The sequence below is a fragment of the Pseudomonas sp. ASL3 genome (assembly GCF_056680425.1).
The window spans coordinates 891,339-917,500 of the sequence record NZ_CM155281.1 but is presented as its reverse complement, the minus strand read 5'-3'; the positions used below and the strand labels follow the sequence as shown (position 1 = coordinate 917,500).

Annotated in this window: 22 protein-coding genes (1 of these 22 only partly in view); 19 read left to right on the top strand and 3 right to left on the bottom strand. The window is 57.6% G+C overall.

What is annotated here, in order from left to right:
- Positions 1–149 carry the 3' portion of a hypothetical protein gene (locus AC1MEE_RS04130; protein WP_480413991.1) on the top strand. Its footprint begins 133 nt before the window's first position, so only the last 149 of its 282 coding nucleotides appear in the window; its start codon lies beyond the left edge, outside the window; it ends in the stop codon at positions 147–149.
- Between the two features lie 12 nt (positions 150–161).
- On the opposite strand, the gene AC1MEE_RS04125 is transcribed toward AC1MEE_RS04130, so the two are convergent.
- Complete coding sequence (locus AC1MEE_RS04125) at positions 162–1,160, bottom strand: zinc-dependent alcohol dehydrogenase family protein (protein ID WP_480413989.1); 999 nt, start codon at positions 1,158–1,160, stop codon at positions 162–164.
- A 127-nt stretch (positions 1,161–1,287) separates the two neighbouring features.
- Between AC1MEE_RS04125 and AC1MEE_RS04120 the strand changes: the two genes are divergently transcribed.
- Positions 1,288–2,184 (top strand): LysR family transcriptional regulator, encoded by an 897-nt coding sequence (locus AC1MEE_RS04120; RefSeq protein WP_480413988.1) that lies wholly within the window; start codon positions 1,288–1,290, stop codon positions 2,182–2,184.
- A gap of 23 nt (positions 2,185–2,207) precedes the next feature.
- Here AC1MEE_RS04120 and AC1MEE_RS04115 read toward each other — a convergent pair whose 3' ends face one another.
- Positions 2,208–4,016, bottom strand: coding sequence for an aminopeptidase P family protein (locus AC1MEE_RS04115; protein ID WP_480413987.1), 1,809 nt, complete (start codon positions 4,014–4,016; stop codon positions 2,208–2,210).
- A 57-nt stretch (positions 4,017–4,073) separates the two neighbouring features.
- Complete coding sequence (locus tag AC1MEE_RS04110) at positions 4,074–5,240, bottom strand: cysteine desulfurase family protein (RefSeq protein WP_480413986.1); 1,167 nt, start codon at positions 5,238–5,240, stop codon at positions 4,074–4,076.
- A gap of 309 nt (positions 5,241–5,549) precedes the next feature.
- Between AC1MEE_RS04110 and vgrG the strand changes: the two genes are divergently transcribed.
- The 17 genes from vgrG (at position 5,550) to AC1MEE_RS04025 (ending at position 25,906) form a co-directional block, all read left to right on the top strand.
- Positions 5,550–6,749 carry a type VI secretion system tip protein VgrG gene (vgrG, locus tag AC1MEE_RS04105; RefSeq protein WP_480413985.1) on the top strand — a complete coding sequence of 400 codons (1,200 nt, stop codon included), beginning with the start codon at positions 5,550–5,552 and terminating at the stop codon, positions 6,747–6,749.
- An 813-nt stretch (positions 6,750–7,562) separates the two neighbouring features.
- Entirely contained in the window at positions 7,563–8,348 is a 786-nt protein-coding gene (locus tag AC1MEE_RS04100; RefSeq protein WP_480413984.1) for a hypothetical protein, read from the top strand.
- A gap of 53 nt (positions 8,349–8,401) precedes the next feature.
- A complete protein-coding gene (locus AC1MEE_RS04095; protein ID WP_480413983.1) occupies positions 8,402–9,523 on the top strand; it encodes a DegT/DnrJ/EryC1/StrS family aminotransferase in 1,122 nt (373 codons plus the stop codon).
- Between the two features lie 5 nt (positions 9,524–9,528).
- Positions 9,529–11,043: a lipopolysaccharide biosynthesis protein gene (locus AC1MEE_RS04090; RefSeq protein ID WP_480413982.1), complete on the top strand. Its 1,515-nt coding sequence runs from the start codon at positions 9,529–9,531 to the stop codon at positions 11,041–11,043.
- Between the two features lie 3 nt (positions 11,044–11,046).
- Positions 11,047–11,979, top strand: a complete 933-nt coding sequence (locus tag AC1MEE_RS04085; protein ID WP_480413981.1) for a glycosyltransferase family 2 protein — start codon at positions 11,047–11,049, stop codon at positions 11,977–11,979.
- A complete protein-coding gene (locus AC1MEE_RS04080; protein ID WP_480413980.1) occupies positions 11,969–12,421 on the top strand; it encodes a low molecular weight protein-tyrosine-phosphatase in 453 nt (150 codons plus the stop codon). The genes AC1MEE_RS04085 and AC1MEE_RS04080 overlap by 11 nt, the downstream gene beginning before the upstream one ends.
- A complete protein-coding gene (locus tag AC1MEE_RS04075; protein WP_480413979.1) occupies positions 12,422–14,638 on the top strand; it encodes a polysaccharide biosynthesis tyrosine autokinase in 2,217 nt (738 codons plus the stop codon).
- Between the two features lie 33 nt (positions 14,639–14,671).
- Entirely contained in the window at positions 14,672–15,424 is a 753-nt protein-coding gene (locus AC1MEE_RS04070) for a WbqC family protein (protein WP_480413978.1), read from the top strand.
- 51 nt (positions 15,425–15,475) lie between these two features.
- The gene (gene rfaH, locus AC1MEE_RS04065; protein WP_480413977.1) at positions 15,476–15,991 is read left to right on the top strand and encodes a transcription/translation regulatory transformer protein RfaH; all 516 of its coding nucleotides are present in this window, start codon (positions 15,476–15,478) and stop codon (positions 15,989–15,991) included.
- A 48-nt stretch (positions 15,992–16,039) separates the two neighbouring features.
- Positions 16,040–17,041: a glycosyltransferase gene (locus tag AC1MEE_RS04060; RefSeq protein WP_480413976.1), complete on the top strand. Its 1,002-nt coding sequence runs from the start codon at positions 16,040–16,042 to the stop codon at positions 17,039–17,041.
- Positions 17,038–18,282 (top strand): glycosyltransferase family 4 protein, encoded by a 1,245-nt coding sequence (locus tag AC1MEE_RS04055; protein WP_480413975.1) that lies wholly within the window; start codon positions 17,038–17,040, stop codon positions 18,280–18,282. Before AC1MEE_RS04060 ends, AC1MEE_RS04055 begins: the two co-directional genes overlap by 4 nt.
- A 127-nt stretch (positions 18,283–18,409) precedes the next feature.
- Positions 18,410–19,780 (top strand): glycoside hydrolase family protein, encoded by a 1,371-nt coding sequence (locus AC1MEE_RS04050; protein WP_480413974.1) that lies wholly within the window; start codon positions 18,410–18,412, stop codon positions 19,778–19,780.
- A gap of 22 nt (positions 19,781–19,802) precedes the next feature.
- Positions 19,803–20,957, top strand: a complete 1,155-nt coding sequence (locus AC1MEE_RS04045) for a glycosyltransferase family 4 protein (RefSeq protein ID WP_480413973.1) — start codon at positions 19,803–19,805, stop codon at positions 20,955–20,957.
- A gap of 9 nt (positions 20,958–20,966) precedes the next feature.
- The gene (locus AC1MEE_RS04040; RefSeq protein ID WP_480413972.1) at positions 20,967–22,007 is read left to right on the top strand and encodes an acyltransferase family protein; all 1,041 of its coding nucleotides are present in this window, start codon (positions 20,967–20,969) and stop codon (positions 22,005–22,007) included.
- Between the two features lie 31 nt (positions 22,008–22,038).
- On the top strand, positions 22,039–23,256 hold the full coding sequence (locus AC1MEE_RS04035; RefSeq protein ID WP_480413971.1) for a glycosyltransferase family 4 protein: 1,218 nt from the start codon (positions 22,039–22,041) through the stop codon (positions 23,254–23,256).
- A gap of 13 nt (positions 23,257–23,269) precedes the next feature.
- Positions 23,270–24,682 carry an undecaprenyl-phosphate glucose phosphotransferase gene (locus AC1MEE_RS04030; RefSeq protein WP_480413970.1) on the top strand — a complete coding sequence of 471 codons (1,413 nt, stop codon included), beginning with the start codon at positions 23,270–23,272 and terminating at the stop codon, positions 24,680–24,682.
- Between the two features lie 144 nt (positions 24,683–24,826).
- Entirely contained in the window at positions 24,827–25,906 is a 1,080-nt protein-coding gene (locus tag AC1MEE_RS04025; RefSeq protein WP_480413969.1) for a polysaccharide biosynthesis/export family protein, read from the top strand.
- The last annotated feature ends 256 nt before the right edge of the window (positions 25,907–26,162 follow it).

Genomic DNA, 26,162 nt, shown 5'->3' with positions numbered 1-26,162 from the left:
ATGAAACGGCGGCCAGCTCCTGTGATGCCATAAGAGGCTACAAGGTCATCGCCAAGTCGGGTGATGCCGTGGAAGACCCAGGCGACTACCCCTTCGGCTTGAACCCGGCGGGCTACACCAGCCGCAGCATGATCATCATCTGCAAGTAGCCCCATGCTGATTCAAACGTCGATCACCAACCGCCCCGGCGCGGTGCCGCCTTCAACAATGTCATGGGCGGCCTGCGCGGTTTCCAGAGTGAAATACCGGTCATCGAGTACAGGCTTCACACTCCCCGCCTCTATCAGCCGGGTTGCCTCGCGCAGAATGTCTCCATGATGGCCGCGACCTTTGCCCGTCAACAACGGCAGCAAGGTAAAAACCCCCGAATACGTTGCGGCGCGGAACGACAACGGTGCCAGGCTGTGCGTCCCCCAACCAAGACAACTGACCACATGCCCGCCATAGGTACGCGCTGCAACGAATGAAACGTCCAGCGTTGCGCCGCCTACTGTGTCGTAAACCACATCAAACCCCTCGCCGGCCGTATACGCGGCGACGTATTCCTGCACGGGACTGTTGCGATAATCGATCGCGGTTGCGCCAAAGCTTTCGATCAATGCTTTCTGCCCTGCTGAGCCGGTGGCAAACACTTTGGCGCCCAGCGCCCGGGCAATTTGCACAGCGATATGCCCTACCCCACCTGCTCCACCCTGAATCAGGACTGTCTGCCCTGCCTGCAATCTGGCCCGATCCACCAAACCTTCCCATGCTGTGATGAACACCAAAGGCAAGGCGGCGGCTTCTCGCATATCGATATTGCGCGGTTTGAGCGCCAGCAACTCGGCGTCCACCGCCGCGAATTGCGCCAACGAGCCTTGTGCTCCGCCGATGCCGGTCGCCATGCCGTAAACCTCGTCGCCCACCTTAAAGTGGCTGACGCCCTCACCCAGCGCTTCGACAACGCCCGCGAGGTCCATACCCAAGACTGCCGGCAATGGCTGCCGAGCATGTGCGGCGTTGCCCGAGTGGATTTTGCTATCCAGCGGATTGACCCCGCTGGCCTTGATTCGGACCAGCACCTGACCGACCGCGGGAATGGGCATAGGCAGTTGGGTCAGGCGAAAAGGAGCGTTGGCTGCATCTACGATCAGAGCGCGCATAGTCAGTGAGTCCGTCATGGGAGCGATTCTCTCTTCAAGCCAGCCGGGATGGCGGCATTGAGCTGATTCTCAGGCGGCTGACTCATGCCGATAAGACCCAATAAAGCTATAGTCACCATTCCATATCGGCATGAATAACCAAAACATGGACAAGCTCAATGCAATGGCGGTGTTTGTGCGCGTGGTCGAGCGCGGCAGTTTTACCGCCGTCGCTCAGGAGCTGCACACAACCCAGCCAACCATCAGCAAGTTGATTCGCGCACTGGAGAATAACCTCGGCGGCAAGTTGATCGCGCGCAGTACCCGACAGTTGTCCCTGACCGATGAAGGCGTGCGTTATTACGAGCAGTGCCGGGGGATTCTCGCGGCGGTGGACGCGGCCGAGCACAGCTTTCAATCCGGACGCGAAAGCGTTGCCGGATTGTTAAGGGTGGGCTCTTCGGTCAGCTTCGGACGCACGCAAATCGCGTCCCGGCTGGCGGACTTTCTGCAGCGCTATCCCTTGGTGCAGATAGACCTGCAGCTCAGTGACCAGAATCAGGATCTGGTCACTGAAGGGCTGGACGTCACGTTTCGAATCGGCGATATCAGTGACAGCGGCTTGATCGCCCGCCACGTCGGCACGACCCACCGAATCACTGTCGCCGCACCCGATTACCTTGCTCGCCATGGCACGCCGGACACACCCGAGGCGCTGAGCCAACACAACTGCCTGTTGTTTAATTTGCTCGCTACGCAGAATCAGTGGCGCTACGAAAAAGATCAGCAGCAACATACGGTCCGCATCAAAGGCAATGCGCAGAGCAACAGCTCCGAAGCGATTAGAGAGATGGTGGTGGCAGGATTAGGAATTGCGCTGTCGCCGGTCTGGCTGTTCCGCGACGATCTGCGTGCAGGCCGGGTCGTGGCGATTTTGCAGGCGTACACGCCACAGTCCCTGCCTGTCTATGCCTTGTCACCGGCGAACCGTCGGCAATCGGCTCGGGTCCGAGCGCTGGTCGATTATATGGCCGAAGCGTTTGCCGCTGCGCCGCAGGGTTGAGCCCACGGCACAATCGGCCCCGATCAGATCGGGGCTGTACGGGTGCGCAGCCAGTCCCGCGCAGGCCCTTGCAGCAACGGGCTCAAGCGCTCATTCACCTGCGCATGGTAGGTATTGAGCCAGTCGCGCTCCTCCTGCGTCAGTAAAGACACTTCAAGGCAACGGGTGTCGATCGGGCACAGAGTCAAGGTTTCAAACTTGAGGAATTCACCGAATACGGTTTTCCCCACTTCGCGGTTGAGCACCAGATTTTCGATGCGCACGCCCCAGCGACCAGGTCGATAAGTGCCCGGCTCGATGGACGTGATCATCCCCGGCTGCATCGCAGTGTGCGGTGCCGGGGCGACCGAATAGGCAATGACTTGCGGACCTTCATGAACGTTGAGGAAATACCCGACGCCATGCCCGGTACCGTGACCATAATCGACACCCTCAGCCCAGATCGGCGCTCGGGCGATGGCGTCCAGTAGCGGTGAAGCAATCCCGCGAGGAAAGTGTGCCCGCGACAGCGCGATCACGCCTTTGAGCACGCGAGTGCAATCGCGCTTTTGCTCGGTGCTGGGCGTTCCGATCGGCACCATTCGCGTGATATCCGTGGTACCCCCCAGGTATTGACCGCCTGAATCAATCAGCAACAGGCCATCACCTTCGATCTGCGCATGCTCCTGCTCCGTGGCGCGGTAATGCGGCATGGCACCATTGGCGTTGAAACCGGCAATGGTGGCGAAGCTTTGTGAGACATAGCCCGGACGACGGGCCCGAGCCTGCCCCAAATGAAGATCGATGGACAACTCACTGACCGGCTCCCGTCCCAACGCCGACTCGAGCCAGGCAAAGAACTCACAGAGCGCAGCACCGTCCTGCTCCATCGTCTGACGAATGTGCTGCGCATCGGCGTCGCTCTTTTGCGACTTGAACAAGGTTGTGGGGTTCAGCCCCTCGATCAATGTCACCTCGGCGCTGAGGTGATCGAGCAAGCCGCAGGTGACGCGCGTCGGATCGATCAACAATCGAGCATCAGCCGGGACTTCCCGCAAGGCTGATGCGACCTTGGTGTATTCAACGAGCGTGATGCCATCGCTTTCCAGTGTTTGCCGCAACTCGGCATCCAGCTTGGCGGAGTCGACAAATAGACTGATCCCTTGTGGACCGATCAAGGCGAAGGAAACAAACACAGGGTTGTAGGAAACATCGGCGCCACGCAGGTTGAACAGCCAGGCGATGTCATCCAGGGTCGCAATGAAATGCCAGTCAGCGCCACGCTCTTGCAACACCTCACGCAACCTGGCCAGCTTGTCACCTCGGCGGAGGGTCGCTTGAGGCGGCAAATGTTCATAAATGGCATTGGTCGGCAAGCCTGGGCGGTCCTGCCAAACCTCGCTGAGCAGGTCGAAATCCGTCCGTAAGCTGGCACCACGCTCATATAACCTGGCGGCGAGGGTGCGTGCCGACGCGACCGCCAGCACTGCGCCATCCACCGCAACAATGCTCTGGGCCGTCGCTTTTTCGGCCAGCCAGTCCAGCGCACCGGGCTTGCCCGGTAACATTTTCACCAGCTCGATACCGGTGCCCGCCAGCTCTTTACTGGCTTGCTCCCAATAACGGCTGTCAGCCCATAGACCGGCAAAGCTCTGGGTAACGATCAGGGTGCCGACCGAACCATGGAAACCCGAAAGCCATTGCCGCCCCTGCCAATAGCCCGGCAGATACTCAGAAAGATGCGGGTCCGCCGACGGCACCAGGTAAGCATCGATGTGCTCCCGGCTCATCAGGGCGCGCACCTGCGCCAAGCGTTCTGCGACCACTCCATTGGTTTTCGACTGCGTACTCATGGACTCTCCTGCTGAACCGGTAATTGGCGTGTTCCGGTTCAGATAATGGAGCAGCACTCAAGACTGAGCAACTGCCCAGAAGGCAGGCTGGGTCAGAGAGGCCTTGATCAACCGGGCTGCGCGGTCAACATCCTGCTCGGTGGTATAGCGCCCGAGACTCAAGCGGATGGTCTGGCGTGCAGCCTGCGCGTCGTGGCCGAGAGCAAGAAGCACATGCGACGGCGCATTGTTTGCCGAGTTGCAGGCCGACGTGGAAGAAAAGGCCAGGCTGTCGCTCAGAACAGCAAGATTGAGATCGCCCTTGCCAAAGGTCAGGCTGAGGGTGTGCGAGACCCGTTGGCTCGGGCTGCCATTGACGCGCAAGCCGGGGATCTCGAGCAACGGCTGGCGCAAGCGCACATGCAGACGTTCGATGTGCGCGGTTTCGTGCTCGAACACCTCTGCCGCCAACGCGAAAGCGGCGCCCATACCCGCAATCTGATGAGTGGCCAATGTCCCCGAGCGCAGCCCGCCTTCATGCCCGCCACCATGAATCTGCGCCTGTAAACGCTGCTCGGCGCGCGGGCCGACATAAAGCGCGCCAATGCCTTTGGGGCCATAGACTTTGTGCGCGGAGAACGACATCAGGTCCACCGCCAGCGTGGCCAGGTCGATTTTGACCTTGCCTGCCCCTTGAGCCGCGTCGACATGCAACAGCGCGCCCTGCTCACGGACGAGTTTGCCAATCGTTGCAATATCATTAAGCGTGCCCAGCTCGTTGTTGACCAGCATCAGCGACACCAGAAAGGTGTCCTCACGAAGCGCGGCACCGACGGCTGCGGGAGAGATCAGCCCTTGCGCATCCGGGGCCAGGTACGTCACCTCGTACCCGGTCGCTTGTAACTGCTGCGCGGTATCGAGAATCGCCTTGTGTTCGATCTGGCTGGTAATGATATGCCCGCCCCGCTGCGCTCGGCCCTGCGCAACGCCCTTGAGCGCCAGGTTGTTCGACTCGGTCGCGCCGGACGTCCAGACGATTTGCCCGGCCCGCGCACCGACGAGGTCGGCGACCTGCCGGCGAGCTTGCTCGACCGCTTGCCGAGCCTGCTGGCCGTACGCATGGGAGCTGGAGGCCGGGTTACCAAAATTGCCCGACAGCCCCAAACACTCGACCATCACCTGAATGACACGCTCATCCACAGGTGTGGTGGCGGCGTAATCGAAGTACAGCGGAAGATTTTTCATAGGCAGATAACCTTGAGGCGCACACCCCAGAACGCTGAGGTGTTTTGCGTGATGCCGAAGCGTCGAGCCCTGATAGTGCCTGATTCTGTATAGATCAAATAATTATTAATTGTTATTTGCATATTCCATTAATAAATATACAAGCTATATCTGAAACTTCGGAAAATCGTTACCCAGGGATTCAAACCCATCTCAACCGCCACATCCGACTTTTTCCGTAGTCCTTTTCCCAAGCTGCGGTTACCCCCTCTACGACGCCTGTGCAGTCAGGGACAATCCTCTGTTTTCCCTCAGCAGGATGTGCTTTCGATGTTCGAATCTGCCAACCCCGTTCCTTTTCGCCTGACTATAAAGGGCGTGAACCTGGATTTGCCTGTTGAATCCTTTACCGGCACGGAAGCGATCAACGCGCCTTATACCTTTCAGCTCAAGGTACTCTGTGAACCCGACACCCTGGATATGGCTGCCTTATTGTATCGGCCTGCTTACCTGGCATTCACCGATTCCAGTCACGGGATCCACGGCCTTGTTTGCCAAGCGGGGCAAACCAGCGTCGCGGGCGGTGCCCGTCATTATCAAATCACTCTGCGCCCGCATCTGGCCCACCTGGCACATCGTCGGCACAAGCGTATTTTCCGACAGTTATCAGTACCGCAAATCGTGACCCGCGTTCTACGCGAACACGGCATGGACGAAGCAGCCTACGCCTTCCACCTCAGTATCGATTACCCCAACCGCGAACATTGCGTGCAGTACGACGAAAGCAATCTGCATTTCATCCAGCGCCTGTGCGAAGAGGAAGGCTTGCACTATCACTTCCAGCACAGCAGGCAAGGTCATCAACTTCTATTTAGCGACGGCGATTTTTTTCGGCGGGTTGCGCCGCAGCGCTACGACGCCTTGGCAACTCATCTGCCCGGCCTGCGAGCAATCAAACGTTTCGGCGTTACAGCCGACAGTCATCTAGCCAGGGACTCGACCCGCGCCTTCGGTGAAAGTAACCAACCGCAGCTGATCAGCGGGCATTTTCTACCCTTGAGCGGGCATCCACGCACCGAATGGAACAGCTTGTGGCTGCTGACTGAAATCCACCACCAGTGCCATCAGGCACCGCAATCACCGCTGCATGAAAAGGCTCGAAAGGCTTCGCCTACCCCTGATCCGGGAGGTGGAACAACACATCGGTACAGCAATACATTCCACGCGTTGCCTTGGGATCAACGGTTCACAACCTTGGCCAACCATCCGAAACCCCGGCTTCAAGGGTGTCAAACCGCACGAGTGATCGCTCATGGCCCGGCAGTGTCGAGCCGGGTAAAGGTGCGGTTCAATTGGGGCCAGGAAGGACAGCACACGCAAGCCTGCTGTTGCTGGGCGCCGGTGGCGTATGGAGTGGGCGGACCTTCTCAGGCTCAGGGGCGACCGCACACACTACCCGCCGTGGAGAGCGAGGTCGAAATCTGCTTTGTGAACGGTGATCCCGACCAACCGCTGGTTCTTGGCTGCTGAATCAGCGCATTCGGCCGCCAAAGGAGAACCCGTCTGCACACTGAAAATCGAGCCGGTCAAACCCTCAACCGGCCTTTCAAGTGTCACTCAAGCTCGTAGCAATGACAGCGTCAAAACACCCATCCGAGCAGTCACCCGTTTAATAAAATCGAACTACACTCACGGAGCACTCTGTCAGTGCCTAATCATCCAAATTAATACTTGACCAAATCCACTATTTCTACTTGTTTCGAGCGCCTAAAAAACGTCACCGCACCTTCGCAGTGCACACGATGGTTTTTTGACTCTTAATATTTTCAATGACTTACAAACGCTAACAAACCGTTTATCAAAAATTTTACAGTTATTTGACGAAATAATTTGACAGGAAGGACGAGGCCGCCGATATATATCCCTGTCAGACGATTCGTTGCTAGAGCAGCAGTGCCAAAGAGCACTGCGCACGAAGCGTCAAGCCCATACGTTTTTAGTTCTGCCTACACGACATTAGTTAGCGGCACGGTGCAGTTTCTTGCGCCTGTGGGAGTCCGTTGATTAATTGAACCTGCGATTTTTACTGAGCGTGCTCGGTCGGGCGGTAGCGTTGTCTGACCGTTAACCTCAGCAGGTTAAATAAGCGTGCAGGCTGGAGTGTTCAAAACAGCGTTTGTTAGAAAAACGGACAAACACAGGATCAGCAGATTCGGGCGGTAGCGTGCTTGAACAACATGTTGTGATGCGTGTTCAGTTTCGTTTTTAGCCTGTGCCATTCCAGATAATGGCACATGCATCTAATAGCCGTCCTGCCGTCTTACCTAATAAGAGCCTGAAGCGATGCCATTATCTTTTGACATTGATGAGCAACGGGTCCAACAGCTGGCCAATGAGATTGATATCAATGGCTTTGCCAAGCTGAGCGGGGTGCTCAGCGAAGCCGATCTTGAACAGCTGCGCGCCTACACCGACCACCATGCGAGCCAACATTCCGGCGAGTATTTTGCCTATCACGGCGAGCGGGCGTTGGCCGACAGCTTGTTAGTGAGCATTTGGGCCGACCCTCGATTCAAGGCGCTGCTGGCCGACCTGTACCAGCAAGCGGCTGGAGAGCAAGCGCACAATGATCGGATCTTTCCAGTCCTGCGCTGCGTACAAGGAACCCAAGGACAACGCGAATCCAATTGCTTCCATTTTGACGCCAGTCTGGTGACTGCACTGATTCCAATCTTTATTCCGCAACATGGCGAAGAGCGTGGAGATTTAATTCTGTTTCCTAACTTACGCACCGTACGTTCTAACGTGATGCTTAATGTTATTGAAAAAGCTTTATTGCAAAACCGTTTCAGTCGCAAGTTGATCTGCCTGGCCATGCAACGCGGCTGGTTCACGCCCGACACGTTGCAGTTGGAACCCGGCAATGTCTATTTCTTCTGGGGTTACCGCTCATTGCATGCCAACCGTCCTGTCAGCCCTGATCTGAAGCGGGCCACCGCACTCTTTCATTTCGGCGACCCCCATACCGGCAGTCTGGCCACGCAGCTGATGCTCAAGTTCAACCAACGTCGGGCCTTACGGGTCAGCCGTAGAACCAGTGACCAGCCACCCGAATCAACCCCCGGTTAATCGGGTACTTCAATGTTCGGTATCAGCGCTCAACGTCAGTCATGGAGGCTTCGATGATCAATGTGACCAAGACCTACCTAGGCGATATCAACAAGTTCAAAACCTACGTAGAAGGCATCTATGCACGGGGTTGGCTAACCAACCACGGCCCCCTGGTGTGCGAACTCGAGCAACGGCTCAGGGAGTTCCTGGGCGTGAAGCATGTTCTGCTGACCAATAACGGTACATTGGCCTTGCAGGTCGCTTATCGCGCACTGGGTTTGAGCGGAAGCGCCGTGACCACGCCCTTCAGCTTTGTCGCAACCAGCAGTTCATTGCAGTGGGAAGGCATTCGGCCGATCTTCGCCGACATCGACCCGCACACCTGGAACATCTCCCCCGAACATATCGAAAGCCGGATCGTTTCCGACACCACAGCGATCGTCGGCACTCATGTGTTCGGCAACCCTTGTGCGGTCGAGCGCATCGAGCAGATCGCGCGCAAACACCAACTCAAGGTGGTCTATGACGGTGCCCATGCTTTTGCCGTCCGTCACGCCGGTCAGTCGGTGCTCAACTGGGGCGACATCAGCACCCTGAGCTTCCACGCGACCAAGTTGTTCCACACCATCGAAGGCGGCGCCATCATCACCAACGATGACGAACTGGCTCGACGCGCCTACCTGCTGTGCAACTTCGGAATCGCCGACGTCGACAAAATCGATGGCATTGGTATCAACGCCAAGCTCAACGAATTCTCTGCGGCCATGGGCCTGTGCATCCTCGACGACATCGACGACATCCTCGAGCAGCGTGCTGAAATCGCCTATCGCTACCAGTCCCGGCTGGGCGATTACCTGGACCTGCAGAAAGCCGAACCCGATAGCCAGCTCAACCACAGCTATTTCCCCATCGGCCTGAGTGGAGAGCAACAACTGTTACGGGTGCGGGCTGCGCTCAACGCCAACGGCATCAACCCGCGTCGCTACTTCTACCCGTCTCTGGACACCCTCGACTACCTGCAGCCGCAAGCCGCTCAGAGTACTTCGCGGACCTTGAGCCAACGCGTACTTTGCCTGCCGATCTATCCGGGCCTGGCACGCGAGGATCAAGACAGGATCATCGACACCCTTATCACTGAATGCAGTCTGGGTCGGATCAGCTATCAAGATCCGGACCTCGCTCAGGTTATCTAAGCGCCATGCCCAGAAAACTTTCCGTCCTCAGAAACACCATCCTGAGCTACGCCGGACAGGCCTACGCTTTGCTGGTGGGTATTCTGATCATGCCGTTCTACCTCGGCCATCTCGGGGCTGAAGCTTATGGCCTGATCGGCTTCTTCTCGGTCATGCAAACATGGCTGCTATTGCTCGATGCCGGGCTGTCCCCCAGCCTGGTTCGCGCCGTCGCCCACCAACAGGGGTTGTCGGCCAGCGAGCGAAGCGCGGGGCATTTGCTGCGCTCGTTCGAGATCATGTTTCTGCCAATGGCAGTACTGTGCTGCTCAGTGATCTACGCTGTCAGCCCGTGGATCGCGGTGAAGTGGCTCAACGCTCAGACGCTGGATCATCAAACCCTCATCAGTTGCATCAGCATGATGGGGTTTATCATTGCGCTGCGCTTGTATTCGACGCTCTACAAAAGCGGCATTCAGGGTCTGGAACAGCACGCCTGGCTGAACATCGCCAACGTGATCATTGCCACCCTGCGCTATTTCGGCGGTTTGCTGCTGGTCAGTTCAATCTCTAACGATCCTCGGGACTTTTTTGAATTCCAGGTGTTGGTGGGGCTGGTCGAAGTGCTGATCTTCGCGGCCCGGGCCTACCAGCAGATGCCAACCCCGCATCTGCTCAGCGGCTTCAGCTGGGTGCTGGTCAAACCGATCATTCCGTTTGCCGCCAACCTGTCCCTGACCGCCATGCTGTGGATCGTACTGACCCAGATGGACAAGGTTCTGCTCTCGGAAATGCTGCCGCTCAAGGAGTACGGATATTTCTCGTTGGTGGCGCTGATCACCACCGGCATCCTGATGTTAGCCAACCCGCTGGCGCAAACGCTGTTGCCGCGCCTGACGGTGTTGATGGCAGAAGGTCGGCAGGACGACATGCACACGTTGTTTCTGGCCGCCAACCGCTTTGTCTGCACCCTTCTGTTTCCGTTGGGCGCAGTGATCGGGGTGCACGCCGCCCCCCTGATTTACGCATGGACCGGTGATCACATCGCCGCCCAATGGAGCCATTCGATACTACTCTGGTATTCGTTGGGCAGCGCGATCGTGGCCGCCAGTGCTTTTCAGTTTTACCTGCAATACGCCCACGCAAGAATGGAGCTGCATCTCTGGTACAGCGTGGTGTCGGCAGTGGTGACCGTGCCGGTGATGCTCCTGGCGATCCATTACCAGGGGGCCTACGGCGCCGCCCTGGCCTGGTTCGGGTTGCGCCTGGTGTCTTTCATGATTTGGCCTTCAATCGTACATACCCGGTTGGCCCCGGGCATTCATGGTCAATGGGTGCACGATATTTTGCGTATCAGCCTGATGACCGCCGTCGGCATTGTGATCAGCGAACCGCTGTTTCGCATGATCGCAGGCGACGACCGTATCACGACCTTCCTGGGCTTGGCCGTCAGTGGGCTGATTACCCTGACGCTGGTGGCGGCAAGCTACAAGCCGCTGGCCGTGAAGATCTTCGTTTTGTTCAGCAAACCGAGTACCTGAACCATGGATAGCACCACGCAAAACGCCACAACTGAACCGTCGTCCTACGATCCGCTGTTAAGCATCGTCTGCCCGGCGTACAACCAGGAAGCGTTTATCACCCAGACGCTCGACGGTTTTCTAGCCCAGCAGACGAATTTTCCTTTCGAAATTCTGATCAACGACGATGCGTCCACCGACAGTACCGCACGCATCATCGCGCAGTACGCCGAGCGTTATCCGGGGATCATCAGGCCGTTTTATCATCAGGTGAACCAGTTCCAGCAAGGCAAAGCCTGTGTGCCGTCGCTGTTCAAGGAAGCTCGTGGACGCTACATCGCTTATTGCGAGGCCGACGACTACTGGACCGACCCACGCAAACTTCAAATTCAGGTGGACTTCCTTGAGAGCCACCGTGATTACGTACTGACCTATCACGACGCCATGTCCTTCGACAGCGGCGGTGAACGGGGCATCCAGTTACAGGGCAAATTGCGTCGCGACGCCAGCGCCGTCGAGCTACAAAAGGCGCGGCCGATTTCAACGCTGACCGTGTGCTTTCGCAATGTTTTTCACGAATTGCCCCCGGAATTGCTGCTCGCGCCCCTCAACGACATCTGCTGGTGGTCGCTGCTCGGCGCTTATGGCAAAGGTAAATTCCTCGCCGAGATCAAGCCGGCCATGTACCGCGTGCATCCCGGCGGCATTTTCTCCATGCGATCGCACAAGCGGAAATTGCACATGAGCCTGCAGACCTGCGCCAGCCTGGCCAACTACTACAACCGCATAGGTGATCAGGCGCTGTACGAATACTTCCTGATTCAGGTGTTTGGCTTATCGCTGTCGGCCATCTCGCCCTTGCACAAGCTCCAAGCGCTTCTGCTGGTAGCCCGTAACGTCAGCGTCAATCTCGGCAAGCGGCTAATGCTGTCGGTCAGTAAGGGTCATGTTCAATAGCCTGTTGGTGATCTGCGTCGGCAACATCTGTCGCAGCCCGATGGCTGAGGCGATATTCCGCCAAAGGCTACTGACGCCAAGTGTGCAGATTTCATCGGCCGGCATTCACGCAATGCTCGACTCGCCGATGGATCCTCTGGCTCTGGAGGTCCTGAAGACCCATCAGGTGCCTGTTCACCGGCATCGGGCCCGCCAGGTCGACCGGCAGATGTTGCATGAGGCCGGGTTGATTCTGCTGATGGAGCAATCGCAATTGCACAGCATCTTGAAGCTGGCCCCGGAAGTACGAGGCAAAACGTTTCTGATTGGGAAGTGGCAACACGAGCTGGAAATAGCCGACCCCTACCGGCGCCCGAAACAAGCCTTTGAAGAGACCTACGAGCACCTTTCGCGTTGTGTCGATGACTGGCTTCCTTATCTACAGTCAGGAGTAACAAGATAAATGACCGTTATGAACCGCTCTTCCCTGGACTACTTCCAGGACACCCGGATCGATCTGGCAACTATCTTGCGCACATTATTCGATCACAAAGGTCTGATTGCCTCGATCGTCAGCCTCTTTTGCGTGACCGGATTGGGCTACGTTTTGCTTGCTACACCGATCTATCAAGCCAACGCGATGATCCAGATCGAACCGAAAAAAATCGGCATCGAGGGCACTCCAGAAGTCAGTAGCAAGCCACTGTCGGTATCGCAGGCCACCACCGAGATTGAGCTGATCAAGTCGCGGGCCGTGCTGGGGCGGGTGGTCGACGATCTCAAGCTCAACATCATCCAGAAGCCCAATTACTTCCCGGTGTTTGGCGCGTACATGGCGCGCACGTACAAACCGCAAAGCGAAGGCCCGTTCGCCGCGCCATTGTTTGGCCTGAGCAACTACGCGTGGGGTGGCGAGCAAATCAGCGTCTTCCAACTGGAAGTCCCGGAAGCCCTGCTCGGTACAACGCTGACGCTGGTGGCCAACGGCGCCGAGACGTTCTCGCTGTTCGATAAAGATCATGCGTTGCTGCTCAAGGGACAAACCAATCAGACCGTCGAAGGCAGTGGTGTGAAAATTCAGGTGGCGACGCTCAAGGCCCGCCCCGGCACCGAGTTCACACTGACCAAGGAGCGCACGCTGACCAGCGCGCTGGCCTACCAGATACGGCTGAACATCACTGAAGCCGGCAAGGATTCAGGCATCATTTACCTGTCCATCCAGGATGCCAACCCCGTCCTGGCCAGACTCATTCTCGATGAAGTCAGCCACCTGTACGTGCGGCAGAACGTTGAACGCAGCTCTGCCGAAGCTGCGCAGCGCCTGGAGTTCCTGCGTTCGCAACTGCCGCTGGTGCGCAAGCAGCTTGAACAATCAGAGCAAGCCTTGAACGCGTTCCAGGCCAGCGCCAAATCCGTTGACCTGAGCATCGAAACCAAATCGGTGCTCGATCAGGTGGTCAGCCTCGACTCGATGCTCTCCGAGCTGAAGCTCAAACGCGTTGAGGTCGAACGGCTGTACACCCGCGAACACCCGACCTATCGCGCGCTGATGACCCAGATGGGCCAACTTGAAACGCAGAAACAAGGCCTATTGAAAAAGATCCAGGCGTTGCCGGTTACTCAGCAAGAACTGCTGCGCCTGAACCGCGACATGCAAGTCACCACTCAGACCTACACCCTGCTGCTGAACAAGAGTCAGGAACAGGACATCCTTCGCGCTGGCAGCATCGGTAACGTACGGGTCATCGACAACGCTGACGTCAACGTCGAAGAGCCGGCCAAACCCATGCGCAAACTGATCGTGTTCCTCGCAACGCTGCTCGGCGGTCTGATGGCAGTCATCGTGGTGTTCCTGCGCCAGGCGTTCTATCGCGGCGTCGAGAACCCGGAAATCATCGAAAACCTCGGCATGCCGGTCTACGCCTCGCTGCCGTACTCGCGCAAACAGGAGCGTCTGGAAAAGAACAACCAGAGCCGCTCCGCAGGCAAGGAGTCGAAACTGCTCAGCGTTTCCGAGCCCACCGAGTTAGCCGTAGAGTCGCTGCGCAGCCTGCGCACCAGCCTGCACTTCGCAATGCTCGAAGCACGCAACAATGTACTGATGATTTCCAGCCCGGCACCTGCCTGCGGCAAGTCATTCGTGTCCAGCAACCTGGCAGTGATCATCGCCCAGGCGGGCAAGCGTGTACTGCTGATCGATGCCGACATGCGCAAGGGCTACCTGCACAAGGTGTTTGGCCTGCAACCCAAGCATGGCCTGTCCGACACCCTGGCGGCTCGCCTGACCAGCAAAGAGGTGATCAACCCCACCGAGGTGGCGAATCTGGATCTGATCTCCTGCGGCTTTGCGGCGCCCAACCCGTCGGAGCTATTGATGCACGACAACTTCAACAAGCTGATCAGCGACCTGTCGCCGCTCTATGACCTGGTCATTGTCGACACCCCACCGATCCTTGCGGTGACCGACGCCACGCTGGTCGGACGCCAGGCAGGCACCTGCCTGCTGGTCACCCGCTTTGGTCTGAGCACCGTCAAGGAAATCGAAGCCTGCAAACGCCGACTGGGACAAAACGGCCTGGTCATCAAGGGAGCCATTTTCAATGGCGTGCTGCGCAAGGCATCGACGGCGGCCTACGACTGCGCAGCCTATGGGTACGACTACAGCCCCGTTCGAAAGTGAAGGGCACGGTTAACACTAACCTCGGAGACTCACATGGCCAGGACAATTGCAATGATGCAGCCTTACTTGTTCCCCTATCTGGGCTACTTCCAGCTGATTGCGGCGGCCGATGTCTTCGTCCTCGGCGACGATTTGCAGTACATCAGGTCAGGCTGGGTTAACCGCAACCGTATCCTTCATAACGGCGAAGCCAAACTGATCACCTTCCCCCTGAAACGGGACCGGTTCGATATGCCAATCAATCAGCGTCAGTTGGCCGACAACTTCGCCGACGAGGCTGAACATGTCATCAGAGTGATCACCCAAAGTTATGCCAAGGCGCCCTATTTCACCCAGGTCATGCCGCTGCTGGAGCGGTTGATCCGCTTCCCGCACAGGAACCTGGCGCTGTACATCGAGCACTCGCTCAGGGAGATGTGCGCCTACCTGTACATTGATACACCGATTCTGCGCGGTTCTGATTTGCAGATCGGCGTCCCGGCCGACAAGCAGGATCGGGTCGTGCGGATCGTGCAGACCTTTGCTTGCGGGCGCTATCTCAATCCTATCGGCGGGGTCAATCTGTACGACTCCGAATACTTTGCGCGACATAATCTGTCGCTACGTTTCTTCAAGATCGACCCGATCGTTTATCGGCAATACAGAGAACCTTTCGTTGCCAATCTGTCGATCATCGATGTGCTGATGTTCAACTGCGTCGAGCAGGTTCAACAACTGCTGTCGTGCTACTCGGTCCACACCCATGCAGAGCACGAACAGGTTGAGCGCGAGTCCGCCACGGGCTGAAAATCTGACGTTGTCTGCCCAATCAAACCCGGATTGCAATGGAGTGAACCTATGTCGTACATGGAAAGCCCCGCACGCTGGTACCTGATTCAAACCAAGCCACGTCAGGAAGCTCGCGCCGAAGAAAACCTGCAACGTCAACATTTTGAATGCTATCGCCCGCTCAAAGTGTCGCTGCAGAAAAAGCGCAGCCCACGGGCCCTCAACGAAGAAGAACTGTTCCCTGGTTATCTGTTTATCCGCATGGATCAGGTGCACGACAACTGGTACCCGATTCGTTCCACCCGTGGCGTGGCGCGCATCGTCACCTTCGGTGCGCACCCGGTACCGGTGCAGGACGAACTGATCGAGCAGATTCGCCAACGCCTGTTGTCGCCGGAACCACGACCTGCGTTTCAGCAGGGTGAACATGTGCTCATCAAGGCCGGCAGCTTCTGCGATATCGAAGCGATTTTCCTCGCCGCAGACGGTGAAGAGCGCGCCGTGATTCTGCTCAACCTGCTGCAACGTGAACAAAAGGTCACCCTGCCGATCAGCAGCCTGGCACGGATGGAAGCGCGCGCCTGAGATCTATCGCGCAGTTTCCGGACCGTTTCTAAAATGCCTGGAATCGCCATGAATCAAAAAACAACGCTGGTGACGCTCACTTATGGTGATCGCCTGCCCTACCTGCAGACGCTGGTCAGCCGCTCGCTGGCCAGTTCCCAAATCGAACGGGTGATCATCGTCAGCAATGCGTCGGTGGCGCCACTCGAATCCCTGAAGCGCGCCTGGCCCGGTCAGGTCGAAGTGATTTACCTGCAGCACAATACAGGGTCGGCCAAGGGCTACTCCGTGGGTATCCAGGCCGCACTGGACGCCGGTGCCGACTATATCTGGCTGATGGACGACGACAACGCACCGACCGTCAATGCCATCGCGACGCTGCATCATTGCCTGTATCAACGCGAGCGCATCGATGGCCGCGAGAAAGCTGCCGTCCTGGGTTTTCGCCCGACCCATCAAGCCGATATCGCCGCCGGTGTACCTAACCGTTTCGCCATTCAGCGGCGCTCGAGCTTTTTCGGTTTCCATATAGCACAACTTCCGTACAAGATCTGGCGGCGCCTGCCCTGGGGTCATCCTCGGGCCAAACAGACGCGACAGCCCATGGTCCAATTGCCATTCGCGACCTATGGCGGTCTGCTTGCCCACCGCAGCCTGTATGAAAAAATCGGCCTGCCGCTGGATGCGCTGCTGCTGTACGCCGATGACAGCGAGTACACCTGGCGGATCACCGCGAGTGGCGGCCGGATCTTCCTGGTCCCCGAAGCGCTGCTCGACGATCTGGAAGAGTCCTGGAACATCAAGGCCAAGACCAACAACATCTATGAAAGTTTCCTGCTCGGTGGCTCGGACCTGCGCGCCTATTACGGTGCGCGTAACCAGGCCTGGTTCGACAAGAACATCTGGGCATCCTCGTCCTGGCTGTACGGTCTCAATCGCTGGATGTTCTTCCGCCTGCTGCGGATGATCGCCAAACGACGGGGCGCCGAACAACGTTTGGGACTGATCGAAAAAGCCATTCACGACGGTGAATCCGGCGTGCTGGGACGACATCAGTCATATCCCTTATGAAAATACTGTTCATCAATAGCCTCTATCCACCGCATATCGGCGGCGGTGCGGAAATCATTCTGCAGCGCACCGCCGAAGGCCTGCAAAAGCGTGGCTGCAACGTGGTGGTATTGGCCACTGGGCCAGATCCGGGCCTGAGCGAAGACTCGCTGAACCGGATCAAGGTCTATCGCGCCGGGCTGCGCAACTTTTATTGGCATTACACGGCTCAGCGTCCGGGGCGCCTGAGTCGGCTCGGCTGGCATATACGAGACCGCTATAACAACGGCATGCGCGAATACGTACGCGACGTGATCAGTGCCGAGCAGCCGGATCTGGTGGTGTGTCATAACCTCAGCGGCTGGTCGGTGTCGGCCTGGGACGAGATCAGCGCCGCCGGTTTGCCCATTGTCCAGGTGCTGCATGACATGTACCTGCTCTGCCCCAGCAGCACTATGTTCAAGAAGGGTAAAAGCTGTGAGCGCCAGTGCGCCAGTTGCCAACAATTTCGCAAGGGACATGACCAGCGCTCAGCACAGGTGGCCACGGTGATCGGGGTCAGTCGCTTCATGCTCGATATCTTGCAAGGTCAGGGTTACTTCAAGGGTGCCCAGGCCCATGTCGTGCACAACAGCAGCCCGTTCGCCGCCCCGCCGGTGAAACCCCGGCAAGCCAGCGGTCTCGGTGCCAGGACACCCTTGCGTTTTGGCTACATGGGCACGCTTTCCGAGGCCAAGGGCGTGCGCTGGTTGATCGAGCAATTCCAGCGCCTGCCATTCGACGCCACGTTGCAGATTGCCGGGCGTGGTCAGCTCAATGATGAAGCGCAGTTCAAGGCGCTGGTGACCTCGCCGAACATCAGTTTTGTCGGTTACCAGACGCCGGAGGCGTTTTACAGTCAGGTCGATGTCGCGGTGGTCCCGTCGATCTGGAGCGAGCCCTTTGGCATGGTCGCCGTCGAAGCCTGCGCCCATTCATTGCCGGTCATCGCCAGCCGTATGGGCGGGTTGCCCGAGCTTATTCAGGATCACATCAACGGCTTGCTGTGCAGTCCCGATGATCCGGATTCGCTGGGCCTGGCCATGCTGCGCCTGCATCAGCAGCCTGATTTACTCGACCGGCTCAGTGCCCAGGCACGTGCCAGCGTCGCTTCACTACTCGACCAGGACCTGATGCTCGACAGTTACCAACGCATTTTCGCCCAGACCCTTCTGGAGACCATTGTGCGACATGACGATCACCCCTTGCCCCATCCGGTATGAGCGTTTGTTAAAGCGTCGCGTAGCGGCTTGAACGTTTCGACATGACCTTGCACTCACCGTGCGGTCTTGCTCGGCCCGTGACCACCCGAGCAAACGCTCCGCACCGCTGCCTCTTCGCGAGACGAACATGCTCAATCCGAACCTGACCACGTCGCGCCGGCAACTGACGTTATTTCTGACGGGCCTGCTTTTCAGTTTTTCGGCCATGGGAGATGAGCCGTTCATCATTGGCGTCGGCACGCACCTGCTCAACAAGAGCAGCCCTTTGGCCAGCGCCATGCAGTTGATCCGCGATGCGGGCATCGATTCGGTCCGTGACGATGCCTATTGGTCGACAGCCGAACCCCGACGGGGCCAGTTACATATCGATTCGGTCTGGCAGGCCTATTTGAACGAGGCGCAGGAACATCGCTTACACCCGTTGCTGGTCCTCGGTTATGGCAACCCGTTTTACGACAACAATGCAAAACCCCGCGAGCCGCAGGTCCGAGCCGCCTTCGGCAACTACGCGAAGTTCGTCAGCCGCAAGCTGGGTGACCGCGTAAGTTTTTACGAAATCTGGAATGAGTGGGATAGCGAGAATCCAGCCGATGCCGGTCTCTCCAGCGATTACGCCACCCTGGTCGCCGAAACCGCGCGACACATCCGGGCACAGAACAAACAGGTAAAAATCCTCGCCGGCGCCATCACTAGTAAAGGGATAGACCTGGGATTCGCCAACCGTTTGGTCGAAGCCGATGTGCTGTCAAAAGTGGACGGTCTGTCGCTGCACCCCTCCGTGTATTGCCGCAATGTCGAGCGCCATACCCCGGAGCACTGGATTGCCTGGCTACGGGGTGTGGATGCGGACCTCAGGTCAATTGCGGGTAAACCGGTGCCGTTGTACCTGACCGAAATGGGCTGGCCCAGCAACGATGGCAAATGCGGGGTCGATGAAAAAACCCAGGCTGCGTACCTGGCGCGCAGCTTCTTTCTGGTGCGGACCGTGCCAGACATCAAGGGCATGTGGTGGTACGACCTGGTCAACGACGGCGCTGACCGCAGCGACTTGAAACAAAATTTCGGCCTGCTTGAGCAAAATCTGCAGGCCAAGCCAGCCTACCGGACCCTCAAGGCGATCAGTCCGACGCTACGCGAATACCGTTATGAGCCGGAGAAAAGCAGAGAGAATGGCTCGATTTACCTGCTGCGTTTTTCCAAGGGTTCGGAACAGATACTGGTGGCCTGGACCACCGGCGAGAACCAACAGATACAAGTCGCTGCCAGCAGCGTGCAACACGGCAATGTACAGATCATTGATACAGGCGAGCCCGAAAAGGGCCGCTTCGACAGCGGTTCCGCCTGGCAATGCGACGACGGCCGATGCTCGGCACACATACCCATCAACGATTTTCCGAAAATCATCAGCCTGGGCACCCGGCCTCCGCTCTTTAGCACCATAAAGAGTTTGGTCCTTAGAGACACGGCCTGTCACAGCAGCTATTTCACTGCTTTCTAACATTTTCTTCAGGTCGCCTCCGATGATTGTGATCAATGCTCGTTTTCTGACTCAGGAACTGCGTGGTGTCCAGCGGTTCGCGGAGCAGACTTGCCTGGCGCTCAAGCAGATGCGCGACGATGTGGTCTTTGTCGCCCCCCACAACATCAAAATGCACGAAAGCGCCAAAGCGCTGGATGTGCAATGCACCGGCCGCAACAGCGGCCACCTTTGGGAACAACTGGATCTGCCACTGTATCTGTACCGCCAAGGCAATCCCTTGCTGGTGTCGCTGTGCAACAGCGCGCCGTTGATATACGGCAACCAGATTGCCACGCATCACGACATCACTTACGTACGTCACCCGGAAAGCTACACCCGGGTGTTCCGTACGCTGTATCGGGTGATGACGCCGATTCTGCTGGCGCGCATCAAAGCGCTGCTGACCGTGAGCAGTTTTTCCAAAGGCGAGATCGCGCAGTTCTACAACTACCCCGAGAATAAAATTTTCGTGGTGCCCAATGCCGTCAACGACACCTTTCAACCCGGCCCGCCGATCTCCGACAAAAAGGATTATCTGCTGGCAGTGTCTTCGCCCAGCGCCCACAAAAACTTTAATCGCATGATCGAAGCCTTTCTGACGCTGCGCGGTCAAGAACACCTGCAACTGCACATTGTCGGTACCGCCAGCGAAGTTTTTTCCGACCCCAGCCTGCAACGTCTGGCCTGTCGTGACTCACGCATTCGCTTTCTCGGCAGGCTCAGCGACGCCGAGCTGATCGCTCAATACCAAGGTGCGACAGCCTTCGTATTCCCGTCGCTGTATGAAGGTTTCGGTATCCCGCCGCTGGAAGCGCAGGCCTGCGGCTGCCCGGTACTGGCGGCCAATGCCGCCTCGATCCCAGAAGTACTGCAAGCCAGCGTGCTGTATTTCGACCCGGTGGATGTCAGCCATATCGCTGCCGCCATGGAACGCATTCTTATCGATTTGCCGTTACGCCAGTCTTTGCGCCGTCGCGGTTTGAACAACGTGACACGGTTTTCCTGGGAAGACTCGGCGCGGCGCGTCTCCCAACGCATTGACGCCCTGATCGAAAAATCCAGTGGACCTCCACTGGCCAAGCAGGTCCCGCCCCCTCAGGCAGTGGCCAAACAGGCACTTAAAAAGAGCCTCCCTGCGAAATCGTCCAAGTCTTGAGGCATGCCCATGAAACGCTTGGCCTATCTGGATGCTTTACGCGGCATTGCTGCGCTCTTGGTGGTGTTCACGCATATGTACGTACCGCTGTTCGGCAGTGTCTGGCTGCTCGACCACCTGTTCGATCCGGGCAAGCTTGGGGTGCTGTGGTTTTTCATGATCAGCGGCGTGGTCATCCCATTCAGCCTGCAACCCGGGCCTGACGGCCCGCGACGCTTCGTGATTTCGCGAGTGATGCGACTGTACCCGGCGTACTGGCTGTCGTTGCTGGTGTTTCTGAGCATGCTGCAACTAAGCGGAGTACTGTTGCCACCGTGGTCACAGATCATCGCCAACCTCAGCATGATCCAGACGGCGCTAGACTTCGACGATGTGATCGGCCTGTATTGGACGCTGTTCATTGAATGGGTGTTCTACGGTTTGTGCCTGGTGCTGTTCATGGGTGGCAAGCTTTACGACCTGGCCTTCCGAATGCGATGTGTGCTCGGGTTGCTGGTGCTGGCGCTGGCCATGTCCATCGCACGCTTTGTGACCGAACGCAAATTGCCAGTGGCACTGCCGCTGGCCCTGTCGCTGATGTTTTTCGGCTCCATCTGGCGCCAATGGTTGCTGGGCGAACACAGTCGCCAGTTGACCCGCAGTCTGGTCACGCTACTGAGCGCCTACCTGCTGTTGCTGCCCTTGACCTTCGTCCTGGCCTACAACCAGGACATGGGCACCGGCGAAACCTGGAGCCGCTATCTGTTCACGTATGCCTTGGCCATCAGCAGCTTCCTGCTGTTGACCCTGAGGTTGCGGCTCACCCATCCATTGCTGCTGTGGCTGGGCGCGATCAGTTACTCGCTGTACCTGCTGCACCCATCGATGTTGATGCTTAGCCAATACCTGCTCAGCGGACTGAAGCTATCTCACCTGCTGATTGCCGTATTCGCCACCGCCTTGACCCTGGGCGCCGCCCACCTGTGCTACCGATGCATCGAACAGCCCTTTATCAACCTCGGTAAACGCCTAAACAACCGCCATGCCAAGCCACAACCCGCCCGCGCCTGACGTAGTGCTTATGCACACATAAGAGAGTCCCATGAAAATCGCTATCGTCCATGACTGGCTGGTGACCTATGCCGGCGCCGAACGCGTACTCGCCGCACTGATTAAAATCTGGCCTGAGGCTGATCTGTTCTCAGTGATCGACTTTTTCAGCGACCAGGACCGCGCTCATTTGGGTGGCAAAAAGGCGCAGACCACATTTATCCAAAACCTGCCCAAGGCCAAAACCCATTACCAGAAATATTTGCCTCTGATGCCGCTCGCCATCGAGCAACTGGATCTGTCTGGGTATGACCTGATCATTTCCAGCAGCCATGCCGTGGCCAAAGGCGTGCTCAGCGGTCCCGATCAGTTGCACATCAGCTACGTGCACTCACCGATCCGCTACGCCTGGGATTTGCAGCACCAGTACCTGCTCGAAGCCGGGATGAGCAAGGGCTTCAAAAGCAAGCTGGCGCGGATGGTCCTGCATTACATCCGCATGTGGGATCAGCGCACCGCCGCCGGAGTCGATGACTTTATCTCCAACTCGTATTTCATTGGCGGGCGCATTTCCAAAGCCTATCGCCGCGAATCGACGGTGATCTACCCACCGGTGGATACCCAGGGCTTCACCCTGCAAGAAACCAAACAGGAGTACTACCTGACCGCCTCGCGCATGGTTCCTTACAAACGCATGCCGATGATCATCGAAGCCTTCGCGGCAATGCCGGACAAACGCCTGTTCGTGATCGGCGATGGGCCGGAAATGGACAAGGCGCGCGCCATCCATGCGCCGAACGTGACGTTGCTGGGCTATCAACCGTTCGGCGTACTACTGGAACACATGCGCAATGCCAAGGCCTTTGTCTTTGCCGCCGAGGAAGACTTCGGCATCAGCCCGGTCGAAGCCCAGGCCTGTGGTACCCCAGTGATTGCCTACGGCAAGGGCGGCGTGCTGGAAACCATCTGCGGCCAGGACCACCCCGTACCGACTGGCGTGTTCTATTACGAGCAGACGACGTCGGCGCTCATGGCTGCCATCGGTGAGTTCGAAATCACCAGACCACGGATCAGTGCCCTGGCCTGCCGCGCCAACGCCGAACGTTTTTCCAGCGAGCGTTTCGAGCGGGAAATCAAAAGTTTCGTCGATGCACGCTTGAGCGCCTCGCGCAGCTCACGCCACCCCCTGTCTGTGCCGACACCGGTACTCACTCAGCCGGTGGCCGTCGCCGACCACAGCGCACGCGTAGTTCCGATAAAATCCGTCTGAACGAGATCAGGCCATGAGCACTCCACTTCGCGGCATGCTGCACGCTCATCACTCGCTGTTATCCGTTGCCCATCGCTTGCTTGATCTGAGCGTCATCGCTCTGTGCGGGTATTGGTTGAACCGGCTCGACGGCACGCCCATGGCCGCCGAGTCGTGGATCCTGACCATGCTGTCGGTGTTGGTCTTTCACTGGCTCAGTGAGTATCACCAACTGTATGGCTCCTGGCGCGGCGAACGCATCCTGCGTGAGCTGATCCAGATCTGCAGCTATTGGGCGTTGACCTTCGTCATCCTGCTGTCGGTGGATTACCTGTTGTTGAACCATGCCAGTCTGCCCGGCAACGGCCAGATGACCTGGTTCGCGTTAGTGCTGGTGGTGCTGTGTGGTTATCGCCTGTTGATCCGCAGCCTGCTGCAAGGTCTGCGGCGGCGCGGCTTCAACACCCGCCGCGTGGCCATCGTCGGCACCGGACAGTGTGGCGAACGCTTGGCCATGTCGATTGCCAGCGCCCCCTGGATGGGCATGAATCTGCTCGGTTTCTATGATGAACACCCCAAGCAGATGGACCTTTGGGCTATTGGCCAATGCGTGCCGGTGCTGGGCAATCTGGACCAGTTGGTCCGCGATGCCCGTGAAGGCCGCATCGACAAGATTTACGTCACTCTGGCGCCCAATGCTCAAACCCATCTGAACAAGCTGGTTAAAGGCTTGAGCGATACCACCGCCTCGGTGTACCTGATTCCCGACGTGTTCATGTTCGAGCTGCTGCGTGCACGCAGTGAAAGCATCAACGGCTTGACCAGTATCAGTCTCTTCGACTCACCCATGGACGGCGTCTGGAGTCTGGTCAAACGCCTGGAAGACATCGTGCTGTCCAGTCTGATTCTGCTGATGATCGCGTTGCCAATGCTGCTGATTGCCGGCGCTATCAAGTCCACGTCGCCCGGCCCTGTGCTGTTCCGTCAACGTCGTTATGGTATGGACGGGCGGCCAATCATGGTCTGGAAATTCCGCAGCATGAGCGTGCAGGAAAACGGCGACATCATCCGTCAGGCGACCCGCAACGATGCGCGGGTCACGCCGCTAGGCGCCTTCCTGCGCCGCACCTCACTGGACGAGCTGCCGCAATTTTTCAACGTGTTGCGCGGCGACATGTCGATTGTCGGCCCGCGCCCTCATGCGGTGGCGCACAACGAGCAATACCGAAAGCAAGTCACCGGTTACATGCTGCGGCACAAGGTCAAACCCGGGATCACTGGCTGGGCGCAGATCAATGGCTGGCGTGGCGAAACCGACACGCTGGACAAGATGCAGAAACGCGTCGAGTTCGATCTGGAATACATCGAGCACTGGTCGGTCTGGCTGGACATAAAAATCATCCTGCTGACCCTCTTTAAAGGCTTTTTCAATAAAAACGCTTTTTAAGTAAGTCATCTATCCTTTGCACGACCAGGCTCGTTGAGGAGGTGCGCCAGGACGTGGACGATCGAAATAACGTTGTATCGGTGTTGGTAAGGGATGCAATGAAATCACTGTGGTGCGCCTTGCACCTTTGGAAGGAATATATATATGAAGCGAACCTTAGCTGTTGTGCTGCTTTCCGGCCTGGTTTTGCAAGGCTGCGCATTTGCTCCCGGGCAGCATATGACTCCAGGCGAAGTAGAAGACAACGCGCCTGACGCGCCTAAAGTCAAACTCGTCCACATCACGCCTAAAACCGTGCAGCAACTGAATATCGGACACCAGGCCAAGCCGCTACCGCCTGAACTGTTGAACTATCGCACCCCCGAATACTTGATCGGCCCAGGTGACGACTTATTGGTGACCGTCTTCGAACACCCGGAACTGACCGCCCCAGGCTCTCAGACTCAAATTGATGCCAACAGCCGGGAAGTACTGAGCGACGGCACGGTTTTCTTCCCCTACATCGGCAAGCTCCAGGCTGCGGGAAAGACCGTTGCACAGCTACGTGAACAACTAAGGATGGGCCTGCTGCCGCAATACACCGAGGTCAAGGTCGACATCAAAGTGTTGCACTACAACAGCCAACGCATTTTGTTGGCGGGCGCCTTCAAGACCCCTGGCTCGCAACCGATCACCAACGTTCCGCTGAGCCTGGTGCAAGCCATCAGCACAGCCGGACTGGATCTGAACGACGCCAACCTCGCGGGGTTGACCCTCAGGCGTGACGGTCAGGAATACACGCTCGATGTCGACGCGCTCAACCGCAAAGACTCGCAACTGAGCAAGATCTACCTCAAGGACGGCGACTACCTGCACTTGAACAGCAACTCACCGAACAAGATCTATGTAATTGGCGAAGTTGTGCATCCGCAGGTGATCTCTTTTGGTACGTCCAGCCTGACGCTGATGGAAGCCCTGGGTAATTCCGGTGGCCTCAGCCCGGACTCTGCCGACGGCAATGCGGTGTACGTGATCCGCGCTGCTGGCATCAACGGCCAGGCAGCGACGGTCTACCACCTCAATGCGGAAAAACCCACCGCCTTCGTACTGGCCCGTCAGTTCGAACTCGAGGCCCAGGATGTGGTGTTCGTCGGCCCGGCCAATATCACCCGCTGGAACCGTTACATCAGCAATTTGCTGCCATCGGCCAGTGTGGTTGCTACCGGCGCTGCGTTCAAAAATTAAACCGCGACACAACCATCCCCGCTGTTGCCAAACGCGGGGATTTTTTTGCCTGCGATTTGGTCACGGCAACTGTTGCCACAGCAACAGTGAATCAGCATTTGCGTGCCGATCGTGCAGCCCAAGGGGCATCCACAGAAAACGGGTATTTAGATAAAGCTGTTTAATTTCAGATAGTTAAATAGATATTTGACGCTGGCATGCTTGCTGCTTTGTTCTTGGGTACACCGTTGAATAGACCGAAGCCATCTGCATGGCG

Excerpts from the sequence above, each read along its gene's own strand:
- AC1MEE_RS04115 (WP_480413987.1), bottom strand. The coding sequence starts at position 4,016 with ATGAGTACGCAGTCGAAAACCAATGGAGTGGTCGCAGAACGCTTGGCG.
- AC1MEE_RS04030 (WP_480413970.1), top strand. The coding sequence starts at position 23,270 with ATGAGCACTCCACTTCGCGGCATGCTGCACGCTCATCACTCGCTGTTA.
- AC1MEE_RS04040 (WP_480413972.1), top strand. The coding sequence starts at position 20,967 with ATGAAACGCTTGGCCTATCTGGATGCTTTACGCGGCATTGCTGCGCTC.
- AC1MEE_RS04095 (WP_480413983.1), top strand. The coding sequence starts at position 8,402 with ATGATCAATGTGACCAAGACCTACCTAGGCGATATCAACAAGTTCAAA.
- AC1MEE_RS04045 (WP_480413973.1), top strand. The coding sequence starts at position 19,803 with ATGATTGTGATCAATGCTCGTTTTCTGACTCAGGAACTGCGTGGTGTC.
- AC1MEE_RS04120 (WP_480413988.1), top strand. The coding sequence starts at position 1,288 with ATGGACAAGCTCAATGCAATGGCGGTGTTTGTGCGCGTGGTCGAGCGC.
- AC1MEE_RS04055 (WP_480413975.1), top strand. The coding sequence starts at position 17,038 with ATGAAAATACTGTTCATCAATAGCCTCTATCCACCGCATATCGGCGGC.
- AC1MEE_RS04110 (WP_480413986.1), bottom strand. The coding sequence starts at position 5,240 with ATGAAAAATCTTCCGCTGTACTTCGATTACGCCGCCACCACACCTGTG.
- AC1MEE_RS04085 (WP_480413981.1), top strand. The coding sequence starts at position 11,047 with ATGGATAGCACCACGCAAAACGCCACAACTGAACCGTCGTCCTACGAT.
- AC1MEE_RS04060 (WP_480413976.1), top strand. The coding sequence starts at position 16,040 with ATGAATCAAAAAACAACGCTGGTGACGCTCACTTATGGTGATCGCCTG.
- AC1MEE_RS04090 (WP_480413982.1), top strand. The coding sequence starts at position 9,529 with ATGCCCAGAAAACTTTCCGTCCTCAGAAACACCATCCTGAGCTACGCC.
- AC1MEE_RS04050 (WP_480413974.1), top strand. The coding sequence starts at position 18,410 with ATGCTCAATCCGAACCTGACCACGTCGCGCCGGCAACTGACGTTATTT.
- AC1MEE_RS04125 (WP_480413989.1), bottom strand. The coding sequence starts at position 1,160 with ATGACGGACTCACTGACTATGCGCGCTCTGATCGTAGATGCAGCCAAC.
- AC1MEE_RS04100 (WP_480413984.1), top strand. The coding sequence starts at position 7,563 with ATGCCATTATCTTTTGACATTGATGAGCAACGGGTCCAACAGCTGGCC.
- AC1MEE_RS04025 (WP_480413969.1), top strand. The coding sequence starts at position 24,827 with ATGAAGCGAACCTTAGCTGTTGTGCTGCTTTCCGGCCTGGTTTTGCAA.
- AC1MEE_RS04080 (WP_480413980.1), top strand. The coding sequence starts at position 11,969 with ATGTTCAATAGCCTGTTGGTGATCTGCGTCGGCAACATCTGTCGCAGC.
- vgrG (WP_480413985.1), top strand. The coding sequence starts at position 5,550 with ATGTTCGAATCTGCCAACCCCGTTCCTTTTCGCCTGACTATAAAGGGC.
- AC1MEE_RS04075 (WP_480413979.1), top strand. The coding sequence starts at position 12,422 with ATGACCGTTATGAACCGCTCTTCCCTGGACTACTTCCAGGACACCCGG.
- AC1MEE_RS04070 (WP_480413978.1), top strand. The coding sequence starts at position 14,672 with ATGGCCAGGACAATTGCAATGATGCAGCCTTACTTGTTCCCCTATCTG.
- rfaH (WP_480413977.1), top strand. The coding sequence starts at position 15,476 with ATGTCGTACATGGAAAGCCCCGCACGCTGGTACCTGATTCAAACCAAG.
- AC1MEE_RS04035 (WP_480413971.1), top strand. The coding sequence starts at position 22,039 with ATGAAAATCGCTATCGTCCATGACTGGCTGGTGACCTATGCCGGCGCC.